The organism is Companilactobacillus formosensis (assembly GCF_005405305.1).
In the GTDB taxonomy this organism is placed as follows: Bacteria; Bacillota; Bacilli; order Lactobacillales; family Lactobacillaceae; genus Companilactobacillus; species Companilactobacillus formosensis.
Map to the genome: position 1 here is coordinate 46,520 of NZ_BJDU01000005.1, position 21,331 is coordinate 67,850.

A 21,331-nucleotide genomic window follows, 5' to 3' on the forward strand; every position below is an offset into this window, starting at 1 on the left:
CAAGTTTGAAAAAAATTGTTTTCCAAAAGTGAAATTTTCGTTAACAAATCAAATATGATGTGTTTTTTGAATTCAGGAATCATTCCTTTATATATAAACCATTTTTGGTTTTCCACATAAAAATACTGACGTAGCAACGTTTTTAAGTCTTTTTGTCATGTATACCTTTCAAATCAGAAAATATTTTTTTATGTATTATGAACATTTTTGTGTCCAAATCGTACCTATAATACGAGTTGTAAAGCAAAAGACATAACAAAATATTTATAAACATACACATGCAGAACTGCGAGGGATATATTATGACAACAAAAGAAAACGTAAATAAATTTAATAAGAAATTTATCGTTACTGCCCTTGGAGTAGCAGCCTTAGGTTTCCAATTAATGCAAACTAACAATGTTAAAGCTGACACTACTACAGATTCTAAAACTGGCGATGCCGCTTCTGAAGATACTGTTGAAACCAAAGATAGTTCTGTAGCTGACGATTCTAGTATTCAAAAAAATGCTGATTCTACTACTGATACTGATGGAACTGATAATACAGATTCAGATAGTAAAACAGATACTGATAATGACCAACAACAAACTGACAATACCGATACTACTGGAGAAAATTCTGATACTCAAAACCAAGACGTTAACGAAAGCAATGACCAAATTCAAACTACTTCTCTTTCAGCCACTGATCCAACTACTGGAAATGAAGATAAAAGTTCCACTGATGATCAACTAGCAAATTCTGACGAACAAACAGATTCTCAGCAAAATGCTGTAGAGAATGATAGTTCAACAACCACCGATACAGAAACTAATACTGATCCAGCTATTATTGATGGAACTCCAGCTAACAGCCAACCTGCAGTTACTAATGGTGACCCAATCCAAAGCACTATTGCTGTTTCAGCAACAAATTCTACCGGAACAATGACTTCTGTATCTACTGCTACCAATGGTGCATCTGCTTTAATTAATTCTGATGCAACTTCAGCAAACATCATTGTAACTATTACTAATACTTCAGATGAAAAACAAGGAGACTACGGAGAAACTGTCAGACTTCCAAAAAATGTTCAAGAAGTTGAAGGTTCAGCGAATAGAACTTCTAATGTCGTATTATCTGATGATTTTGATAATACTGCATTTATTACGGGACTTCCTGAAGGAGCAGAAGTTGTTTACTCTACTTCAACACAAAATAACTGGCAAACTGCTGAAGAATTGACTGCAGACCCTAATTTCAAATGGTCTGATGTTAATGCGATTGAAATTAATTCAAACATTTTCCATTGGAATATACCTACAGCTTATCTAGAACCTGGAAAATCCATCGTTATGACAATTCCTATTACAGCAAAGACAACCGATCAAACAAATATTACAGGAGTCTCTGCAGTAACAACAGAATATAATAGAGCAAGTGGCGATTATCGCAGAAAATCTAGTGTATACAGTTTTAGATACGCATCAGTTGCTGGCGAAGCTTCATCTATTTTAAGTGGTCAGTATAAAGCTGTCCTTACAAATGGCGATGATGCACCTACAGAAATTCAAAACATTATTCCAAATTACAAAGATGGAGACGCAACAATTGATAATTTCTTCGGGTTTGACACCGTTAATATCGATAAGAATCTATTAGCAAATGGTGGATACGTCTACTTGAACTTAAACAATCTAGGAATTACTAAAGAACTGAATAGTTTAGGATATTCTTATCTACTTCAAGACGGTACTGGTTTTCAACAATCTTCATATACTTATCAAATTGGTGTTAATCCAGTTCAACTTATTTTAAGACAAGTTATCAATGCCCAAAATAGTACTACTAAAGTCGGTCAAGATTGGACTGCCGAAGACAATCTAACTTCAGTTCAAGATAACAACGACAATGTCCTAACGGGAAATGATGCAATCAGTGCCGTAACTACAACAATCAACGACCAAGATGGCGTTCTACAAGATGGCAAAGTTGTCAAAGCTGGTACTTTTGAAGTCACTTACACATACAACTTAAAAGATGGCACAGCTATTACTAAGACCGTCACAGTTACTGCTGATCCAGCAACAAATAATTCTAGTTCATCAAGTTCTAGTTCTTCTTCTAGCTCCAATACTTCATCAAATTCAAGTTCCAACAACAGCTCATCAACTACTGATCCAACAGATCCAGTAGTATCCCCTGATTCACCTGACAATATCAATGATCAAGATCGTCTAGTTTCTACTCACCCTGCAGATGGCGTAGTTTCACTCTACAAACTAGACACAACTAAGATTACTAACCGTAGTTTGAACACAGCTTCCGATTGGTACAGTGACAAAGATATGACCTTTGCCGGAGAAACTTATTATCGTGTTGCTACTAACGAATGGGTCAAAGCCTCAAACGTTTATGTTTACCAAAACAAGAGCCAAGTTATTCAAACAAACAACGATCAACAACTAGTTGATTCCAAAGGTAACACTGTAACAAATCGTTCATTGCTTGCTAATACAGCTTGGTACACAGACCGTATCGCAACCATCAATGGCAAGAGTTATTATCGTGTTGCTACTAATGAATTTGTTCCAGTTGATGCAGTTACAGTTATGTAATAAAGCTATAAAAATAGAGTCTTCACTGAAGTGAGGGCCCTATTTTTTTAACCATTGATCGATTAATATTTCATATTCTGCTATGAGCTGTTCTTGTTCAACAAATTTTCCTAAAGTATTAATAGATTCCATTTCTTGACTCAAAACTTGGTTATGAATACAAATTTTTCGTGTTCTTTTTTTATCAGTTTTACCAAATCTAATTAACCAGTTAAAAATTCTTGTTGGGGTTTGAATACTAAACAACTCAGTATTCAATACTGTAAAAAGATGATCAGCAATTCTAATTCCATTACTATCTAAATCACCCAAATATGTTAATTTCAATCCATGCTCATCAACCAAATCTTTCAATAATTCATTATAAGATTCATTGAAATCATTCCCGGATTGATTAATCAATGGCCATTTAGGATGCAATTTATGCAACCAAATAAAGACTCCATTATTCTCAATAACAACCGCTTTTTGAGTCATCAATTTAAACTCGTGCATTTTATCAATTTGCCAAGGATTTAAAGTAATCGGTTGCGGCAGATTAGTTTCGAAAATATTAGCACTAACAAATGACATCCCTATCAGTTGCGAACCTAATTCGTTTATCGGTTTATTCTTAAAAAAATTCTTCAAAATCCATTGATAATAATTATAAATTTTGGGATTTTCACTAGAATCATTCAAAGCATGTGCCGTGAATCCTAAATCTACGGCTTGTTGACCTCGTGGAGGCAGTGCTTTATCACTTGAGATAGCATCAAACAAACTGTCTAATTTTTCAGCATCTTTGGGAGCTTTTTTATCAGTCCTTTTTTCAAAAAAATCTATATAACAACTCATTTTACGCCTTCGTCCAAATCATCGCTGGTCGAACAATATTCTTATGAAATTTTCCATCATCTTTTTTGGCCGGTGCAATCACATCATAAGCAATATTTTCTACTCCGTCAGCTAAAATTTTATTTTGTGCTCCACTAGGCATGGTAGCAATAAAATTAAATCCAAAATGATCAATAGTCCTAGCAAAAGATTTTGCAGTCTCTGGATCAAGTTTATCAGCAAATTCATCAAACATAACCATATGTGGTGTATCTGATCTATTGGAACGATGCAGTACCATTTTAGGAACTAACAATAATGGCAAGACCATTGCTTGGGCTTTTTCAGCACCAGATCCACCTGATTGCACAAATTTATCGTCTACAAGTTCAAATTCTCCAGTTTCTGCTTGTTTTCGATGAATCCAAATTTGAAAATCGGACCATTGTCTAATATCCAATAACTGATGAGCTTCTTCTGTAAATAATTCATCATCATCTGCCACTTTAACATCATTGGCTAATCTTTCTAAACGATTCTGAACCTCTTTCAACAAGGCTGGTCGTTGTGTTAAATGTGTATTGCGAGCTTCCTTAATAACTTGCTCATCTATGTCTTTAGGAACCAATGAAACCTTTAACTGAATTCCTTGTGATGAATGTACTCCCCGTGCCAACATTTCATTGTAGCCATCAATTAAATCATATTGATCAGAAATTTGATGAACTGCGGCTTCTAAATAAGTCATTTGAGCCACTTCATTTCCCGAGTTTAATTGTTCAAGTGATTTTTCAACAGCATTTTTATCTTTGGCTATCAAATCTTGTGCCTGATTGATATCAAACGGTACAACTCGTAAATCACCTTGATCGACTGAACGTTCACGTCTCATTGCACTAGCAATCTTGGCATGACCACGGTCTTCAAAAATGGTATCCAAAGCATACGGATCAATTCCATTCTCATTATTAGTATGAATAAGTCGGCCAATCTTGTCAGATAAATCCCCAAAACTATTATTTCTGATTTCACTACGATGCTGATTCAAAAAATTCATTGCTTCAGAAACTGTTTCAATTTTAAATCCTTCAATCATATAAGGATTTAAAATTTTCAAGTCTGTCTCTGTTTGCATTGTCAAATCATCAAGAGTTTGGGTAAGCTCTTTTATTTGACTATTAATATTTTTAATTTCTGTTTCTACTTTAGTTTTATTAATACCTAGATCTTCTTGTGATTTTTGATATTGATTTAAAGTCTCTTTAGCTTGCGCAACTTTAAACTTCAAATCTGGATCAATCACCAATTTGGCAATTTCTTGTCTTAATTTAATTATTTTGTCATTTTGTTCATCTAAATCAAAGTTTTTATAGTTTAATTCCAAAATTTCATTTGTTCCTGAAATTTCTTTTTCAATATTAGAAATATTATTGGTTTGACGTTCAATTTTATTATCTACGTCTTTCAAATCATCATTTAATTGTTGTAATTTATCAACAATATTTTCAATTTTTGACCATAAATCTTCGTGATTTAAAAATTCTTGCAAATCCGGATTCATTTCTAGTAAATCTAAACGTTTCTGTTCCAATTCGGCGTGGCGAGTATTCATTTTAGCTGCACCAGCATTATGAACATCTAAATTATCTTGATGCAATCCTTCTCGAATACGTCCAACAACTGGACCATTAGTTCGTAAATCAATTTTACCGTCCATATTTTCACGTATCTCTGAGACAATTTGAACATCCTCAGTCAAATGCTTTTGATTATTTAAAATATTGTCATAATCTTTTTGTAAATTTTTTATTTTTCTCAAATAGTGTTTTAGATCTTTTAACATAGAACTCAAATCCGATTGATCAACGATATTTGTTAATTGTCCTAAATTAGTCGCTATTTCTGACAAAGTATTTTCTAAAGGTAATATCTCTTTATTTAAAGACATTCTATTATTTTTTAATTCATCAAACTTCTTTTGAGCTTCTAATAAACTTGATTTTTGTTGCGTTAGTTTTTGCTTAGTTAATTTATAACTGGCAATTTTACTTAACAAATTATCCACCAAGTCTTGTTTATCCTTACGCTGATTCTCAATATTTTTTTGCTCAGCTTGACGTTGTTGCAACAGTTGAAATTGATTTTCAGCCTGCTCTAATTGTGGCTTCAATAACTCTAGTTGATGAATATAATCGGACAAACGATGTTGAGAACGTTCTTTGATACTTCGTTGATTATTTAATTTTTGATAATTATTACCATATGGATCTAATGTTAATTCCTTTAAACGATTCAAATTTCGCCAAAATATTTCTTTTTTTAATCGATATAATCGCTTTTGTGCTCGTGATAATCTTTCGAAGATAGCCTTTTTACGATTAACCTCCCGTTGCGTATCGGCAACAAAGTCAATAACTTGACTATCGATACCTTCTTGAGCATTTTTCATAGCTTCCAAAATTGGTGTCAGACGAGCATTTCCTGCCGTCAAAATTGGTGAAGCTAATAATCTGTATGTTGCGGCCAATTGGTGCAAACTTCTGAGGTCATTAAACCCATAAATTTTATCCGAAACATAGTTTTGAAATTCACTAACTTGAGAAAATACTCTAAAATTAGTTCCCCAACTTTCATTAGCTTGAACAAATTCTTCTCTTTCTAAACTTTGTCCCTGATTATTAGCAGTTACTAAAGGCATCTCCTCATTAAGATTGGTACTAGACATAACAAACCACCAAGTAGGTTTCCTAGTTTCACCAACTGCTCGATGTGCGCCAATCCCTACTATTACTTGCCTTTTATTAGATTTCATTAGCATATAACTGTAGCCGGTTCTAACTTTCATACTTCCGCGGCCCCATCCTAGAAGCATCCCCTCAAAAGTACGAGTATCATTTTTAGAATTGCGAATCGTCGTCTTATCTAATTTGTCAGTCCCTTTGGCAGGATTAAAGGAAGGTGTTGCGATTGAACCATCAATGAGCATTGGAAAGAAACAATTAGCTAAGGTAGTTTTTCCAGCCGCATTTTCACCGATTAGTGTCAAATTACCATTTTGGGAAGCCAAAATATCTAGACTTGTATAGTTATTAAAATTTCTCAAATGAAAACTTACTGGTGTTAATATTTCTTTACTCATCATAAGTACTCCTATTTTTTTTACTTACTGCAAATCTCTGAATTATAGGTGTAGGAAAAATAAAATCATCATGTATATTTATCAAGCCAAAATCAATCAACGATTCCTTAACTAGGCTTAAACCAATATTATTATTAGGAAAAATTTCAGCGATTTTTTCCTTGATTACTTCATTCAAATCCACTTCGGAAATTCCGGTATGAATTGCCCGTGCAACAGCAATAGCTACAACTGCTGGTTTAGATTTTGCTTGCTGTCTTTTTTTATCTAGTAATAAAGCGTAATTATCACCAATTTCAATATCAAATCTATCTAAATTAGCCCATTGCTCGGCAATTTTTTCCTTTTTATCTAACAAACTCTTCCATAGCTGTGGAGATTTTTTTGAGCTGATAAAACGTTGTAATAGCAACGCGCGATTAACTCTCTGCTCATCATTAAGAGTTACAGCATTTGAACTTGTCATTTGATTTACCATAGCTTGCGCTACCAAATTAAAATCAGGACTAATATTCCAGTATTCAGTGACCTCTTGATTTTGTTCACTTTGAATTAATTCTGGGTAATCCAATTTAAACAATTTGAATCGATCAACAAATAGTTCTGTTATTATTCGACGAATTTCTTTTTCATCTAAATCCACTACTTCACTATGAACTTGTCGAATAATCGTTTGTGCCAAAACAGACCGATCTGTTTGACTAGCTTGTAATTCAGGTAAATTTATCACAGCTTTTAAAGTAGCCAATAAAACGTGAACAGTCTCACTAGATTCATAATCAGAACCAATCATTAACAAAAGATTTTCTTGGACATTTTCCGGGTAAACGCCAATTAGATTATTTATATAACTATTAATTCTTTGTTGACCACGCGGTCTCTTGAGAACATTGATGGCATTAACCATTTCTTGCGTTGGATGATTCGGATTACTAGTAAATAAACCATTATCAATCAATTGATTTATTATTAAACGTTCTGGATTGCTGAGTTTCGTTACCATCTAAAATCCTCCTTTTTTAGAATTCAAACTTAAATCCACAAGGTAATTGAACACTATAACTTTCATTTTTACAGTGGAGCCAAATTGGTCCAGTTTCTTTTAATGCTGTCACCTTTTTTACTGGTCTCCCAAAAGGTGCAAAACTATCGTAATGATCATAATTTGTTGCACTGTACAGACGCATTATTTCATCACGTGCCATAATCGTTTGCAATTCTAAATTTCGATCCAAACATCCATTATTTTCATCAACCATGACTAACTTTTGAAATTCCGATAAAGCTTCAGAAATGTCTAAAGCTACTTCATCGTCTTCGGCAATCGTTGGATTATCTTCAACGGTAGCGACTTTCTTAGTAGTCATATCAGCTTGGTAAACAACCGGTCCTAAGACACCTGCCTCTAACAAATCATTAGGATCAGAAACTTGTCGGTCCTGTGCTAAATGACGCGGTATTTGTTTAGGTATAGAAATAGAATGATAGCTAGTCAATAATTCATCGATTTGGTTAGTCAATTGTTTAATATCAACAGTTTGCGAGTGAATATGATCATACTCTTTACTTAACAAATTAATGGAGTCCAAAATTGTTTGGAAAATCAAGTAAATAGAATCGTAACTACTATCTATTGCAGATGATGTAGGTTCAAAACTAGTCGTTAATATCTGTAACTGCTCCTGCACATAAATTTTATCTTGATGCATTTGAGCGGATAATTTTAACTGATTATTTATCGCTTGATCAATTTCTAAACTATCAGAACCCTGGCGACTACGAGCTACTTGATCAGAGAAACTTTCGCTTTTAGCCAAATTTTGTATCAATGAACCTTGTTTGATTAATTTTGTATATGCCGGTAAAGCTTTCTTGTTCAACATCTGATTCAAATGTTCAGCTACTTTGCCTCCATGATTGAAAGCTAAATCATTAGAAACTTCATCCAAATCTTCGCCTAATTTATGCATTCCTTTCATAACATCTGAATATGCTGAAACCATGTTATGAAAATCATTGAATAATTTGGTACTAGTGGCATCTAAATGTGGTGAATTTAATTTAGCTATTAAATTGCAGTATTCTTCTATACGTGCCGTATTAGCAGTAACCGTACTCTCCGCATCTAAAACTTTCGGAATCATTGTTAAATATTCGATTCCTCGGCTGGTAATTCGATAAACCGGTGCCTGTTGCATATGATAAGCTCCACTAGCCATGCGAACCCGGATTTTACGTGGTGAAACCTCTACAAAACTGGCTTCTTCTTCTAAAACTTTTAAAACATTTTTTAAGACAGCGTCAGTAATCATTTTTTCATTAGCTTTACCATCTAAATAATTGATATTGTATTGTTCAACTATAAATCCTAAAGTACGAGGTATATCAGCGCTTGCTCGATTTCCATAGAGAATTGTCAAGATATTCCACCCCGCTAAAGGATGATCTCGACTACGTCCCAAATTAGTTGCTAAAAGCAAATTTCTTAAATCATCATTAATACCTAACATTATCCTGAATTCTCCATTTTGCATTTAATTTAAATTATGAAGAAAAAAATTAACTTCTGCAACGATATACTCAAATAATAAAATATCGTTAATATAAACTACGTATTTTTAATAAAAAAAACCGCTAATCAAATGATTAACGGTCAAAATATCATATTTAACTTTAAAATTTTTTATTGGGCATATTGGGTTCGAACCAATAAATTGCGGATTCAGAGTCCGCTGCCTTACCATTTGGCGAATGCCCATTAATAATAAAACTAACAGTAAAATGTTATAAAAAAAACACTTCAATGTCAATAGTATTCCTGATATAACCACTTTTAAACCGAAAAAAAAGACCATTCAGCTATACATTAGCCAAAATGATCTCACTAATACTATTTATTTTCAGCTACTTTAGTTACCTTGGCTTTAAAAGCAGGTTTCTTAACTTCTGCTTGTTCCATGCCATTTTCTAAAATATTAATGGCATGATCTAATGACTCGAAGGATTCGTTATTTAGTAGCTCAATTATAGGACTTAATCGCTCAAATTCATTTGAGAAAAGTCCTTTGTTGATTTGTTCATTATTAATGCGTTTTAATTTTAAGTTAAAGTCCATCAATGCATTAATGCGAATTTTTGTATTGTCCAATTCACATAATAAATCATCGATTTTATCCATATCATAAGTTCTGCTTAGTTTATCTGTATTATTCATAACAATACACTCCTTGTTTTATTTCTTGTAACTGGTTATACCAAATCTCTCTGACAACTATCATTCTAGCGACTTTACTTAGAAAAGATAGTCTATTATCCAGAATGTACATATTATTTTTAGATAAAATGATACTGATTTTTTTGTACAATTAATTTGATTTTAATATAAATATTCTTATAATATATCAATTTGATATATTTTTTTATATCTAAATTATTTTCAGAAAGTATATAGATATGTTACACTAATTTAGTTTTGCGAGAGACTTTCACAAATAGAGGAGATATCAATTTTTACATGCACTTATCAACTATCGAAAAAAGAAATTATTTAATTGGCTTTCTTTTTATTATTTTCATGGTTTCAATTGCGACATTCTTAAATGATTTAGAAATTATTCTGCCAGAAATAGGTGCTTTGACTGCCGGTACTTGGATCTATCAAAACGATGGCTGGATCCACCAACCTGTCAAAATTTTCTTGGCACCTTCGGGAACAGCTATTATTGGCTTCTTAGTCAATCAACTATCTATCGGCTATGCCCAAAAGGTGCTGATTGGTTTGTTACTAATGCTAGTTTTATTAAAAATTCTTCGATCAAATTTAGCACCTTCATTTGCAACCGGACTATTACCTATTATTATTAATGCAACCCATTGGTCCTTTATCGTCGCCATCTTACTGTTCACACTAGCTTTGATGTGCGGTGTTTTCCTTCAAGGAAGTTACAAAAAAACTATTCCTGACAAAGCTATTCAAAAACGTCACATGATGATTTTTACAATTATGGCAGTTATATGGGTCACAGCAGTGTGGTTCTTTGGCTTTTCACAAATGGCTGCTATTCCGCCAGTTATGGTCGTCTTCTTTGAAGTAATGCAAAAGCCAAATTATCAGTGGCGCATGGCCGCTAAACATTTCATTGCTTTAGTTGGAGCTGCTAGCATTGGTGTTTTCATTCATACTTTCATCGCCTCATGGATTGTTTCAACATTGATCGCTATGCCACTAGTTTTCATACTATTACAAATACTGAGAATTAAATTGCCAGCTGCATTTGCCTTTCCGCTTTTGGCTTTAGTTTTGCCTAAATCAATGTTTCATATGTTACCAATCACCGCAATTTTAGCATCGATTTTCTTCTTAGGCTCAATTGCAGTCTTGAAAAAAATAAAGCCAATTTTACAAACGAAAACCGAATAATCAAAAAAAGCATCCCTGAACATACTCAGAGATGCATTTTTTATGCGTTTTCTAATAAGTTAATCAAACAATTAGTAATATATTGTGAGTCTTTTTTTACATCATTTAAAGGCAATTTATTTACTAATTCCTTAGTAGGATTAAAGAAAACAACTTCCTCATTTAAAGCTTTACCCACTGGAAGCTCCATATCTAAGCCCGTTTTCTTAACCCGACGATATTCAATATTTCGAACACGTAAGACAGTTTCTTTCAAAATATAATTTTGAACATTTTCAAAACTAACCTTATCACCATAATTTTGATAAATTTTCTTCAATTTTTGTAATAAAACAATATTATTATTCATAGCTTCATCTCTCCCAATCTGTATATTACATTTTTAATTTTATACTATTGGGAGATTTATTCTGTGCCGTTACTGAATAAAAAAACACCTAATTATAAAAATTAGATGTCTTTAATCTTATTCGCCAGGATCGATACGATCAATAATCGCCCTAGCATCATCAGTTGTTTTAGTTTGCATCAAATCATTTCGAATAGCAGAAGCACCCTTCATGCCACGAACGTAAATCTTAAAGAAACGTTGCAATGGAGCAAAATGTCCCGGAATTCCTTTAGCGACAAATTGGTCATACAAATCAAGTTGATAACGTAGCAAATTCAACAATTCATGTTCAGAGTGATGTTGAGGAGTTTTTTCAAAGGCATACGGATTCATAAAAATCCCTCGTCCTATCATAATCCCATCAACACCTGGATGAGCATTAGCTAAATCAATCCCAGCTTGATAATCAGCAATATCACCATTAATCTGTAACAAAGTATCAGGAGCATAAGTGTCACGCATTTGAACTAAATCATCGATCAATTCGTAGTGAGCTGGCACTTTACTCATTTCTTCTCGAGTTCGCATATGAACTGTTAAAACTGGAACTTGTTGTTTCAATAAGAATGGTATCCAAGTTTCATATTCGTGCACATCACTGTAACCAATCCGTGTTTTAACTGTCACAGGTAAATCGCTTTGACGAGCACCTTCAATGACCTCTTTAGCAGTATCAAAATGACGAATCAAATCACTACCACTGTGGTTTTTGATAACGGCAATGTCTGGACACCCCATGTTGATGTCAATTGCTTCATAGCCTTGCTTTTCTACTTCTTTAGCAGCTTTGGCAAAGTCAATTTCTGAATTACCCCACAATTGCACGATTGGCTTAGGATTTTCAGCTGGATCGATGTACAAACGACCCTTAGTAGTTTCTTTAGCTAACGGATGAGTAATACTCAACGCATTAGTAAATTCAGTATAAAAATTATCCGGAGCTGCAGCCTTCATCACAACTCGACGAAAAACTGAGCCGGTTACAGCTTCCATTGGTGCCAAACTAAAGAAAGGACGATTCTCATCTTTAGCTTTTTTGGCGATGCGATTCCAGTATGCTGACTGGGTCACATTCTCACTTCCTATCACAATAAATTACAATACTATCAACTATACCGAGTTTGGTCAGTTCATTGCAAGCTTTAAGTTTTAATTTGCATTGTAAGCGTATTAATGAAATACTAAAAACATAATCTTTAAGGGGGCTAATTATGGTCGAACTATATATCGTAAGACATGGTGAAACTGATACTAACTATACTGGTAAAATCAACGGTTCAGCAACCGACTTGAGTTTAAATGAAACTGGTAAAAAACAAGTTGAACATTTAAAAGAACATCTCAACATCAACGACTTTGATGAAATTTATGCCAGTCCATTAAAACGTGCACAAGAAACTGCCGCTATCTTAAATCAAGATACATTAGAGATTCAAACTGACAAACGTCTCAGAGAAATCAATTACGGCTCATGGGACGGTCTTTTGGCTGACGACGTTCACGAAAAGTATCCTAATTGTTTCGACGAAAATGGCTATTTGACTAAGAATTATTCAGACTACTCGCAAAATGCTGAAACTTATCAATCCGTGTTAGATCGTTTACAATCATTCATTAACGACATGAGTGATAAAGGTAACAAAAAGATTCTAGTTGTTTGCCACGGTTTCGTAACTCGTTCTTTCGTACAACTAGTTACCGAAACACCAGACATTGAAGATATTTTAGAACCAATCAATGCTTCAGTGACGCAAATTAAGATTTCCAACAAAACTGGTCGTACTTATTTAGGATATTACGGTCGACTAGAAAACATCTAATCAAAAAAATGAAGACACAAAAAGAGCACTAGGTGACCACACCCAGTGCTTTTTTGGATACGGAATAACCGAGAATAGTCATCCCTTGTTTGATGTATCAAATATATTATAACAGTAAATAATAGTTATTACAGCATTTTTTAAACTAAACATTAGCCTAACATTTAAAAAACAAGTAATATATAATGATGTAGTTAATTTTTTCAAATAGTAAGGAAGTAATTAAACGTGACAAAATCAACTTTCTGGCCGGATATTGCCGCCAAAGCCAAATCAGAACACCGTCCCTTTTTTACGATGGCACCAATGGAAGCTGTCAGTAACACTGTTTTTCGCCAAGTAATCACTAAAGCCTATGCTCCAGATACCTTTTTCAGTGAATTCGTCTACGCTAAAGGTATCACCGATCCAACGACCAAATTTCCTGTTGATGGACGTTTGTACGTCGACAAAACTGAATCAAAGAAGCCTGTTGTTCAATTGTGGGGCAACGTCGCCGAAGACTTCGAATCTGCTGGCAAAGCTGTTCAATCACAAGGTTTCCCCGCAATCGACATTAACACTGGTTGTCCCGATAAAACTGTTATCAAGAATCACGGTGGTAGCGACTTGATCAGACACCACGACGACTTAGTAAAAATTGTTGAAGCTGCCAAAAAGACCGACCTAGCCGTCAGCATCAAAACTCGTCTTGGTTACAGTAAGGCTGAAGAATTTAAAGAATGGATTCCTTTCTTGTTAGAACAACACGTTGATCTATTGACGGTTCACCTACGCAGCAAGATGGAGATGAGTAAAGTTCCAGCCCATTTTGAAGTTATTGATGATATTATCAAAATGCGCGACGAAATTGCTCCAGAAACTCTTATCCAAATCAATGGTGACGTCGAAGATTTCCAAGCAGGATTAAAACTAGCTCAAGAACATCCCGGACTAGATGGAATCATGATTGGCCGTGGCGTTTTCCACAATCCTTTTGCCTTCGAACCAGTACCTAAAGAACATTCATTAAATGAATTGTTGGGACTTTTGAGAATGCAACTAGACTTATTCGATAAGTTTGCCACTCATTACGACGTACCACGATTCCCAGCCTTGAAACGTTTCTTCAAAATCTATGCTCGCCCAGAATTAGGCGCCACGGATTTGCGAAACAAAATGTTACAAGCAAACTCAACTGACGAAGTTAGAAAGATTTTGGATGATTTTCAAAAATAATACCCCCTGTTTCATGAAACATCGCTTTAATTGACTTGTATTTTTCCTTGATTTACATTGTGTATAGTTTAGAAATTGACTTCTGTCCAATGAACTGAAGACAAAAAAAGCTGTATATTGAAAGGAAGTCAATTTTATTGCAGAGGGTAAGTTCAGAGAAAGTCGAAAAAATTGGGACAATAGCCAGTGTGATGTCCGTGTTAATGTATGTTTCATACGTTCCACAAATTATATCAAATTTATCTGGAAGTAAAGGCAACCCTATCCAACCATTAGTTGCTTTTATAAACTGTACTATTTGGACGGCCTATGGCTTATTAAAGAAAAAAAAGGACTGGCCGATTATTTGGGCCAATGTTCCCGGAATTTTTCTAGGTGCTGCAACATTCATCACCGCAATTTTTAACTTTAATTAAACAAAAACTCTATTAGATGTTTTAACGCATCTAATAGAGTTTTTTTAGTCTTTTAACAAATTATGTTTAACTAAATAATCGTGAGCTACGACACTAGCTTTTTTATTCTTAACCGAAACTTGATAATTCATCTTCTGCATATCTTCAGCCGAAATCTTACCAGCCAATTTATTCAAACTCTTCACTACCTTAGGATTCTTCTTAGCAAAATCGCTATTCATCAGAGGTGCTCCTTGATATGGTGGGAAGAAATGCTTATCATCTTTCAAAACAACTAAATGATACTGTTGAACCTGTGGATCAGTCGTATAACCATCGACCAAATTGACACGTTTGTGGGCAATCGCCTTATAACGCAAACTTGGTTCCATACGATTAATTGAAGCAAAGTTTAGATTATACTTTTTCTTCAAGCCTAAATATCCATCTGGCTGATTAGAGAAGTCGGGATCAAAAGCTGCTTTAACTTTATCATTAACTCGCTCTAGATCACTTAATTTAGTAACGTTATACTTCTTAGAGAATTCTTTAGTAACGGCCAAATCATAGCCGTTTTCGTATTCCATCGGTTTCAAGAAAGCCATATTTTCTTCCTTAGACAATTTATTTTTAGCCAGTTTGTAAGTTGTCTTCGGATTTTTTGGCGTTGGTTTGTCGTAATTGACTAAAGCTTCCAAAACCGTTCCTGTAAATTCTGGATAAATATCGATTTGATTCTTCTTCAAGGCTTTAAATAAGAATGTTGTACCACCAAAATTAGGTTTTAGAGTAATGTTGGCATTTGGTTGGTCTTGTTTGATCAAATCTTTATACATATTCATCAGAATTTCTGGTTCGCTACCGAGTTTTCCGGCAATTGTAATATTCACTGGTTGGGGCTTAACTGCTTGATATACTCGACTACCACCGATACCCAATAGAAATAGCAGAATAACGATTCCGCCACCATAAATACGTTTTTTGGATGAACCCATATACTTCAATAAACCACTGAAAATAAAGGCCAGTAGCGCTGATAAAACACCACCAATAACCAAATAGTAGTTATTGTTTTGTTGAATACCGAGCATGATGTAATCACCCAAGCCACCAGCACCAATGAAGGCGGCTAAAGTGGCAGTACCAATGATCATAACTAAAGCGATTCTAATTCCGGAGATTATCATTGGTAAAGCTAACGGAAATTCTAGACGTTGCAGTCGTTTCCACTTAGATAGGCCAAAGGCTACTGCTGCTTCTTCTAGATTGGGATCAATATTAGTCAAACCGGAATAAGTATTTTGATACAACGGCATAATGGCATACATTGTCAAAGCCACTACTGCTGGTACTGTACCAATACCCACGATTGGAATTAGCAAACCTAATAAGGCTAAGCTGGGAATCGTTTGAATAATTCCGGCGATTTGTAAACCAATTTCACCAAAGCGGCGATGATTTCGTAACAATATTGCCAATGGAATCGCAATCAACATTGCAATTAATAAGGAAATAAACGAAATTTCAATATGTTGATACAAAGCTTTTAAAATTTCTCCTCGTTGATCAACAATCGTCTGCATTAACACTTGCATTAGCGACTACCCCCTTCTTGACCCAAGTAGGCAATCAATTCTTGAGCAGTCATTGAATAACCTTTATTTTGATATTGAAAATCAAACTTACTAACATCTTTAAGCTGATTCATCAATTGTTTAAATTCATTAACAACTGGTAATTTATCATCAAATGGAATTTCTCTTAGTAAACCTGACTCAATTAAAAAGTCCATATCCCACCAGTGCGGTGTTTTCGTATCAAAAAATTGACGAACAAAGTCAGTTGCCGGATTTTGCATAATATCGTGTGGCGTCCCAACTTGTTGAACAACACCCTTATTTAACACGGCAATTCGTTGTCCCATTCGCAAAGCTTCTTGCATATCGTGGGTAACAAATACAATTGTAGTTTGATATTGTTGATGTAGTTTCAAAACTAAATCCTGTGATTTTCTTCTCAAAACCGGATCCAAGGCACTAAATGATTCATCCATCAAAATCAAACTTGGTTCCGTTGCCAAAGCTCGAATGATAGCGACACGTTGTTGTTGTCCACCAGACAATTCTGAAGGCATTCTTTTTGCGTACTTATTTGGATCTAATTCTACCGACTCCAATAATTCAGCAGCTCGTTGATGTCTTTTAGCTTTAGAAATCCCCTTTTGTTCCAATTGAATTGCAATGTTATCTTCAACGTTCAAATTTGGAAACAAACTACTATCCTGTAAAACATAGCCCATATCCAAACGTAATTTCTGAACGTCATAATCTTTTACTTTACGATTGGCAAAATAAACATCCCCGTCAGTTGGCACAGTCAATTGATTAAGCATTCTCAATAAAGTGGTTTTACCGCTACCACTAGGACCAACGAGAACAAACAGTTCACCATCATTGATTGTTAAATTGATATCATGCAAAATCGTGTTTTGACCGTACTTCATCCCGACATTCTTATAAGTTATCAATTTATTTCCCCTCTCTATTAACTTACTTTAATAATAATTATCTTCTGACTTTTAGACAAAAAATTAGCACAGTAATATTTCTGTATTTGCTGCTACCACCTATTTATCAATAATTCATCATATAATATAGTTATCTTAATGGAGGAACAACATGGACAACATTGATCAAAAAATACTCAAAGAATTAAATCGCAATTGTCGCATCACTAAAACTGAATTAGCCAAAATCGTCAATATGACTCCTCCGGCCGTAAATACTCGTATTGAGCAGTTAGAAGCTGAAGGCATCATCAAACGTTACACAATTGAAGTTGATTTAGACAAAATGGGCTATACGCACCAAGTCTTCATCGAAACACAAATGGAATATTATAGTCACGAAAAATACTTACAATTCATCCATTCTCAAAGAAATTCCATCCGTCATCACTACAAAATATCTGGTGAAATGAATTATATGATTCATGGTGCTTTTCATTCCAATGATGAACTAAATACATTTTTAGAAAAATTAAACAAATATGCAAATTACAAAGTTTTAGACGTTATTTCCGAATTAATTTAAGCAACTGAATAAGTTTAATCGAATCTTATTAAATTCTACATACATAAAATAAAGTATTTCCATTGAATATTTTATTTTTTAAAGTGTACAAAACCTACCAAAAAGGCCTCATAACCGTTAGACTAACTATCGATTATGAGGCCTCTTTTTATGGTAAAACTACAACTTTGCCGGGTTTAATTTGATTTTCCAAAAATTCATGTGCTTCAGGAAGTTGCTTCAATGAGAAAACCTTAACTGGATGAACATCGACGTCTTTATCAGAAATCAATTTCAATAAATCGTTCAACTGACCTTCGTCAATTACGTAGCTGGCAAAAGATGTCATATAACGATCATTGGGAATAGCGGTGACAGGATCAAAATGATCAATATCCCAAACTCCACCCATATCACCAGTAATACTGGCAATACCAAATGGCTTTAAATTATTCATCGAATCCAAAGCTGTTGCTGCACCGACTAGATCAAAGATTCGATCAACTTGTTGATGCATTTGCAACTTCTGATGATCATCCAAGACAAAACCATCGTAGCCTAATTGAAAGATTGCTTCTTTGGCAGTTGCTTTTCTAGATGTACCAAAAACTTTAATATTGGGATTGATTGCTCTAGCTAATTTCAATCCGGCTATTCCAACTCCACTAGTTCCTCCACGGATCAATAATGAATCAGCCTTATCGATTTGAAGCTGTAATAATGCTCGATAAGCAGTGTGAAAAGTTTCTGGAATGGCTGCCAAATCTTCCCAAGGAATATCCGTTGTAACCGGATGAATTATTTCATTTGGCAACAGTGCATATTCAGCGTAACTACCATCAAAATCACGTCCCATTTCACCGTTCATAGCGATAATCTTTTGTCCTACTGGTAAACGCTTGGCATCGGTAGTTTTTTCAATAACTCCGGCACACTCGATACCCAAAATTCGTGGAAACTTGACTGAAGGAGACTTACCTTGTCGAGTAAAAATCTCAGAATGAATGATTCCAAATCCTTTGATTTTTACTAATGACCAACCAGTTTTTGTTTCTGGTGTCGGAATTTCTTTATATTCCAATACCTCAGGACCACCAGCTTTAGAAACGACAACTGCTTTCATAAATTATTACCTCTCTTTTTTTATTGACCAGCTGAAAATACACCAAATTGATGACCAGTACTGTCATTTAATCTGGCAAAAGTTAAACCTGTCTTATCAGTAACAGGACCCCAAATAACGGTTGCCCCTTTATCCTTGGCTGCCTTAATTGCCTTATCAACATCACTTACTAACGTATAAAATGTTGAATATTCAGCAATTTTACCAGCTGTACCCAAAATACCACCGGTTGGATATTCATTGCCTGGTTCAATAATATTATAATATTCATTTTCCATATCTGTATATTCTTGAAACTTCCAACCAAACATTTTGCCATAAAAATCCATTGTTTCTTGAGGATGATCTGTTCCAATCTCAAACCAATTTACGTTATTGTTGTTCATATTAAAATTCCTTCTTTCTTAACTGTCTAAAACAGCTTAAGACAAAAGTTTTAATAACCGAATACATAAAATAAAGTGTTCTAGTAAAATATTTTATTTTTTAAAGTAAAATAAATAATAAAAGACGTTTTCCAGTCGGGAGTGGCAGCTTTGTGGATGCTCAGTACTGAAATTTTGCTTAGCGATTTATCGCTTAGCAAAAGGTCAATCTTGGAGATGATTCCCGGTTCTGGAATTAGCTTCAAGTTGCGCCCAGTACGTTCCAGCATCCACAAAGCAGAACGGACGACGACATCTAGCGGTAACCTAGCTTAAAAAAGAACCCAGAAAAATTAATTTCTGAGTTCTTTTTTTATTATCTATTAAAATTCAGCGTTACCAGGTGTTCTTGGGTAAGCAATGACATCTCTGATATTTTCCATACCTGTGATGTACATAACTAATCTTTCAAAACCAATACCGAAACCTGAGTGAACTGTACCACCGTACTTACGTAATTCTAAGTACCACTTGTAGTCTTCTTCGTTCATATCAAGTTCAGCCATTCTAGCTTCTAGTTTGTCTAAACGTTCCTCACGTTGTGAACCACCAATCAATTCACCAATTTCAGGAACTAACAAGTCAGCGGCAGCAACGGTCTTGCCATCGTCATTAGCACGCATATAAAATGCCTTGAAATCCTTAGGATAATCAGTGATGAAGACAGGCTTCTTGTAAACTTGTTCTGATAGATAACGTTCATGTTCAGAATCAAGATCTAGTCCCCAGTAAGGTTTAACTTCGAATTCAACGTCAGTAGCTTTTTCTAGGATGTTGATAGCATCAGTATAAGTTACGTGAGCAAATTCTTCGTTAGCTGTAGCTTTTAAGCGGTCGATCAAAGTATTATCAACGTTTTCGTTCAAGAATTCTAGTTCTTCTTTAGCGTGATCCATTACGTAGTTGATAACGTACTTCAACAATGCTTCTGAACAATCCATTTCATCTTTCAAGTCAGCAAAAGCAAGTTCTGGTTCAATCATCCAGAATTCTGAAGCGTGACGTCCAGTATGTGAGTTTTCAGCTCTAAATGTAGGACCGAATGTGTAAACATTTCTAAATGCCAAAGCAAATGGTTCAACTTCTAGTTGTCCAGAAACAGTTAAGTTTGTTTCTTTCTTGAAGAAGTCTTGGCTGTAATCAACCTTGCCATCATCTGTCTTTGGAACGTTGTTCATATCTAAAGTTGTAACTTCAAACATTTCACCAGCACCTTCAGCATCAGAACTAGTAATGATTGGTGTGTGAACGTAAACGAAGTCATTGTGTTGCAAGTATTCGTGGATAGCAAAAGCAGCTAGTGAACGAATTCTGAAGACTGAGTAGAATGTGTTAGTTCTTGGGCGCAAATGAGCTACTGTTCTCATAAATTCATATGAGTGAGCTTTCTTTTGCAATGGATAATCAGCGTTTGAAGATCCTTCTTCGATTATTTCTGTAGCATGGATTTCAAATGGTTGTTGAGCTTTAGGTGTCAAAGCTAATTCACCAACAACTTTGATAGTTGTACTGATTGGGTACTTAACTACTTCAGCGTAGTTTTCCATGTCGCTAGTCATAACAACTTGCACATTCTTGAAGAATGAACCGTCGTTTAATTCGATAAAACCAACTCTCTTTGAACCTCTGATTGTACGAATCCAACCAGAAACAGTGATCTTGTCACCGTCAGCAAATTCTTTTTTGTATAAATCTTTAACCAAAACGTTTTGCATTGTTTTCTCCTTTTAAAATCCAGAATACTATAAACTAAAAAAAGATCCTCCATCCCTAATAAAAGGGACGAAAGATCTTTTCCGCGGTACCACCCAAGTTTTTTGTAAAAAACACCTCAAAGTACATAAATATACTCTCCAATTGTAACGCATTGGGTCACGTCTGTACCTACTCTACCTCCATAGATGTATTTCAGC

Annotated in this window: 18 protein-coding genes, 1 tRNA gene and 1 other annotated feature (1 of these 20 only partly in view); of the genes, 6 read left to right on the forward strand and 13 right to left on the reverse strand. The window is 34.6% G+C overall.

All coding sequences use genetic code 11. The features are described from left to right. Positions 1–302 precede the first annotated feature (302 nt). Positions 303–2,600, forward strand: coding sequence for an SLAP domain-containing protein (locus FFM65_RS12340; RefSeq protein WP_162897964.1), 2,298 nt, complete (start codon positions 303–305; stop codon positions 2,598–2,600). A 39-nt stretch (positions 2,601–2,639) separates the two neighbouring features. Here FFM65_RS12340 and FFM65_RS06785 read toward each other — a convergent pair whose 3' ends face one another. From FFM65_RS06785 to FFM65_RS06810, 6 genes are all read right to left on the reverse strand, one after another. Next, positions 2,640–3,437 carry a DUF2399 domain-containing protein gene (locus FFM65_RS06785; protein WP_119318355.1) on the reverse strand — a complete coding sequence of 266 codons (798 nt, stop codon included), beginning with the start codon at positions 3,435–3,437 and terminating at the stop codon, positions 2,640–2,642. Position 3,438: 1 nt separating this feature from the next. After that, the gene (locus FFM65_RS12345; protein WP_245954248.1) at positions 3,439–6,555 is read right to left on the reverse strand and encodes an SbcC/MukB-like Walker B domain-containing protein; all 3,117 of its coding nucleotides are present in this window, start codon (positions 6,553–6,555) and stop codon (positions 3,439–3,441) included. Beyond that, a complete protein-coding gene (locus FFM65_RS06795) occupies positions 6,548–7,558 on the reverse strand; it encodes a hypothetical protein (protein ID WP_119318354.1) in 1,011 nt (336 codons plus the stop codon). The genes FFM65_RS12345 and FFM65_RS06795 overlap by 8 nt, the downstream gene beginning before the upstream one ends. Before the next feature lie 16 nt (positions 7,559–7,574). Continuing rightward, positions 7,575–9,089, reverse strand: coding sequence for a hypothetical protein (locus tag FFM65_RS06800; protein ID WP_245954247.1), 1,515 nt, complete (start codon positions 9,087–9,089; stop codon positions 7,575–7,577). 152 nt (positions 9,090–9,241) lie between these two features. Further along, a tRNA-Gln gene (locus FFM65_RS06805) sits at positions 9,242–9,313 on the reverse strand. A gap of 132 nt (positions 9,314–9,445) precedes the next feature. Further along, the gene (locus FFM65_RS06810) at positions 9,446–9,769 is read right to left on the reverse strand and encodes a hypothetical protein (protein WP_119318352.1); all 324 of its coding nucleotides are present in this window, start codon (positions 9,767–9,769) and stop codon (positions 9,446–9,448) included. 300 nt (positions 9,770–10,069) lie between these two features. On the opposite strand from FFM65_RS06810, the gene FFM65_RS06815 reads away from it, so the two are divergent. Then, complete coding sequence (locus tag FFM65_RS06815) at positions 10,070–10,975, forward strand: hypothetical protein (protein WP_119318351.1); 906 nt, start codon at positions 10,070–10,072, stop codon at positions 10,973–10,975. A gap of 40 nt (positions 10,976–11,015) precedes the next feature. Here FFM65_RS06815 and FFM65_RS06820 read toward each other — a convergent pair whose 3' ends face one another. After that, positions 11,016–11,324 (reverse strand): hypothetical protein, encoded by a 309-nt coding sequence (locus FFM65_RS06820; RefSeq protein WP_119318350.1) that lies wholly within the window; start codon positions 11,322–11,324, stop codon positions 11,016–11,018. A 117-nt stretch (positions 11,325–11,441) separates the two neighbouring features. After that, on the reverse strand, positions 11,442–12,437 hold the full coding sequence (locus FFM65_RS06825) for a tRNA dihydrouridine synthase (RefSeq protein WP_119318349.1): 996 nt from the start codon (positions 12,435–12,437) through the stop codon (positions 11,442–11,444). Between the two features lie 140 nt (positions 12,438–12,577). Between FFM65_RS06825 and FFM65_RS06830 the strand changes: the two genes are divergently transcribed. The 3 genes from FFM65_RS06830 (at position 12,578) to FFM65_RS06840 (ending at position 14,820) form a co-directional block, all read left to right on the forward strand. Continuing rightward, positions 12,578–13,186: a histidine phosphatase family protein gene (locus FFM65_RS06830; protein ID WP_119318348.1), complete on the forward strand. Its 609-nt coding sequence runs from the start codon at positions 12,578–12,580 to the stop codon at positions 13,184–13,186. Between the two features lie 228 nt (positions 13,187–13,414). After that, positions 13,415–14,404 (forward strand): tRNA-dihydrouridine synthase family protein, encoded by a 990-nt coding sequence (locus FFM65_RS06835; protein ID WP_119318347.1) that lies wholly within the window; start codon positions 13,415–13,417, stop codon positions 14,402–14,404. 137 nt (positions 14,405–14,541) lie between these two features. After that, entirely contained in the window at positions 14,542–14,820 is a 279-nt protein-coding gene (locus FFM65_RS06840) for a SemiSWEET family transporter (protein WP_255311491.1), read from the forward strand. Between the two features lie 44 nt (positions 14,821–14,864). On the opposite strand, the gene FFM65_RS06845 is transcribed toward FFM65_RS06840, so the two are convergent. Next, on the reverse strand, positions 14,865–16,394 hold the full coding sequence (locus FFM65_RS06845; protein WP_119318345.1) for an ABC transporter permease/substrate-binding protein: 1,530 nt from the start codon (positions 16,392–16,394) through the stop codon (positions 14,865–14,867). Then, a complete protein-coding gene (locus FFM65_RS06850; protein ID WP_119318344.1) occupies positions 16,394–17,326 on the reverse strand; it encodes an ATP-binding cassette domain-containing protein in 933 nt (310 codons plus the stop codon). The genes FFM65_RS06845 and FFM65_RS06850 overlap by 1 nt, the downstream gene beginning before the upstream one ends. Positions 17,327–17,477: 151 nt before the next feature. Between FFM65_RS06850 and FFM65_RS06855 the strand changes: the two genes are divergently transcribed. Beyond that, complete coding sequence (locus FFM65_RS06855; RefSeq protein WP_119318343.1) at positions 17,478–17,891, forward strand: Lrp/AsnC family transcriptional regulator; 414 nt, start codon at positions 17,478–17,480, stop codon at positions 17,889–17,891. Between the two features lie 148 nt (positions 17,892–18,039). Here the strand turns inward: FFM65_RS06855 and FFM65_RS06860 are convergent, their stop codons facing one another. From FFM65_RS06860 to asnS, 3 genes are all read right to left on the reverse strand, one after another. Next, complete coding sequence (locus tag FFM65_RS06860; RefSeq protein ID WP_119318342.1) at positions 18,040–18,993, reverse strand: zinc-binding dehydrogenase; 954 nt, start codon at positions 18,991–18,993, stop codon at positions 18,040–18,042. 20 nt (positions 18,994–19,013) lie between these two features. Further along, on the reverse strand, positions 19,014–19,379 hold the full coding sequence (locus FFM65_RS06865) for a VOC family protein (RefSeq protein WP_119318341.1): 366 nt from the start codon (positions 19,377–19,379) through the stop codon (positions 19,014–19,016). A gap of 362 nt (positions 19,380–19,741) precedes the next feature. Beyond that, the gene (gene asnS / locus FFM65_RS06870) at positions 19,742–21,133 is read right to left on the reverse strand and encodes an asparagine--tRNA ligase (RefSeq protein WP_119318340.1); all 1,392 of its coding nucleotides are present in this window, start codon (positions 21,131–21,133) and stop codon (positions 19,742–19,744) included. Positions 21,134–21,193: 60 nt separating this feature from the next. After that, positions 21,194–21,331 (reverse strand) — a binding site (T-box leader); it runs 107 nt beyond the window's last position.

Excerpts from the sequence above, each read along its gene's own strand:
- FFM65_RS06845 (WP_119318345.1), bottom strand. The coding sequence starts at position 16,394 with ATGCAAGTGTTAATGCAGACGATTGTTGATCAACGAGGAGAAATTTTA.
- asnS (WP_119318340.1), bottom strand. The coding sequence starts at position 21,133 with ATGCAAAACGTTTTGGTTAAAGATTTATACAAAAAAGAATTTGCTGAC.
- FFM65_RS06810 (WP_119318352.1), bottom strand. The coding sequence starts at position 9,769 with ATGAATAATACAGATAAACTAAGCAGAACTTATGATATGGATAAAATC.
- FFM65_RS06830 (WP_119318348.1), top strand. The coding sequence starts at position 12,578 with ATGGTCGAACTATATATCGTAAGACATGGTGAAACTGATACTAACTAT.
- FFM65_RS06865 (WP_119318341.1), bottom strand. The coding sequence starts at position 19,379 with ATGAACAACAATAACGTAAATTGGTTTGAGATTGGAACAGATCATCCT.
- FFM65_RS12340 (WP_162897964.1), top strand. The coding sequence starts at position 303 with ATGACAACAAAAGAAAACGTAAATAAATTTAATAAGAAATTTATCGTT.
- FFM65_RS06800 (WP_245954247.1), bottom strand. The coding sequence starts at position 9,089 with ATGCAAAATGGAGAATTCAGGATAATGTTAGGTATTAATGATGATTTA.
- FFM65_RS06795 (WP_119318354.1), bottom strand. The coding sequence starts at position 7,558 with ATGGTAACGAAACTCAGCAATCCAGAACGTTTAATAATAAATCAATTG.
- FFM65_RS06860 (WP_119318342.1), bottom strand. The coding sequence starts at position 18,993 with ATGAAAGCAGTTGTCGTTTCTAAAGCTGGTGGTCCTGAGGTATTGGAA.
- FFM65_RS06855 (WP_119318343.1), top strand. The coding sequence starts at position 17,478 with ATGGACAACATTGATCAAAAAATACTCAAAGAATTAAATCGCAATTGT.
- FFM65_RS06820 (WP_119318350.1), bottom strand. The coding sequence starts at position 11,324 with ATGAATAATAATATTGTTTTATTACAAAAATTGAAGAAAATTTATCAA.
- FFM65_RS12345 (WP_245954248.1), bottom strand. The coding sequence starts at position 6,555 with ATGAGTAAAGAAATATTAACACCAGTAAGTTTTCATTTGAGAAATTTT.
- FFM65_RS06815 (WP_119318351.1), top strand. The coding sequence starts at position 10,070 with ATGCACTTATCAACTATCGAAAAAAGAAATTATTTAATTGGCTTTCTT.
- FFM65_RS06785 (WP_119318355.1), bottom strand. The coding sequence starts at position 3,437 with ATGAGTTGTTATATAGATTTTTTTGAAAAAAGGACTGATAAAAAAGCT.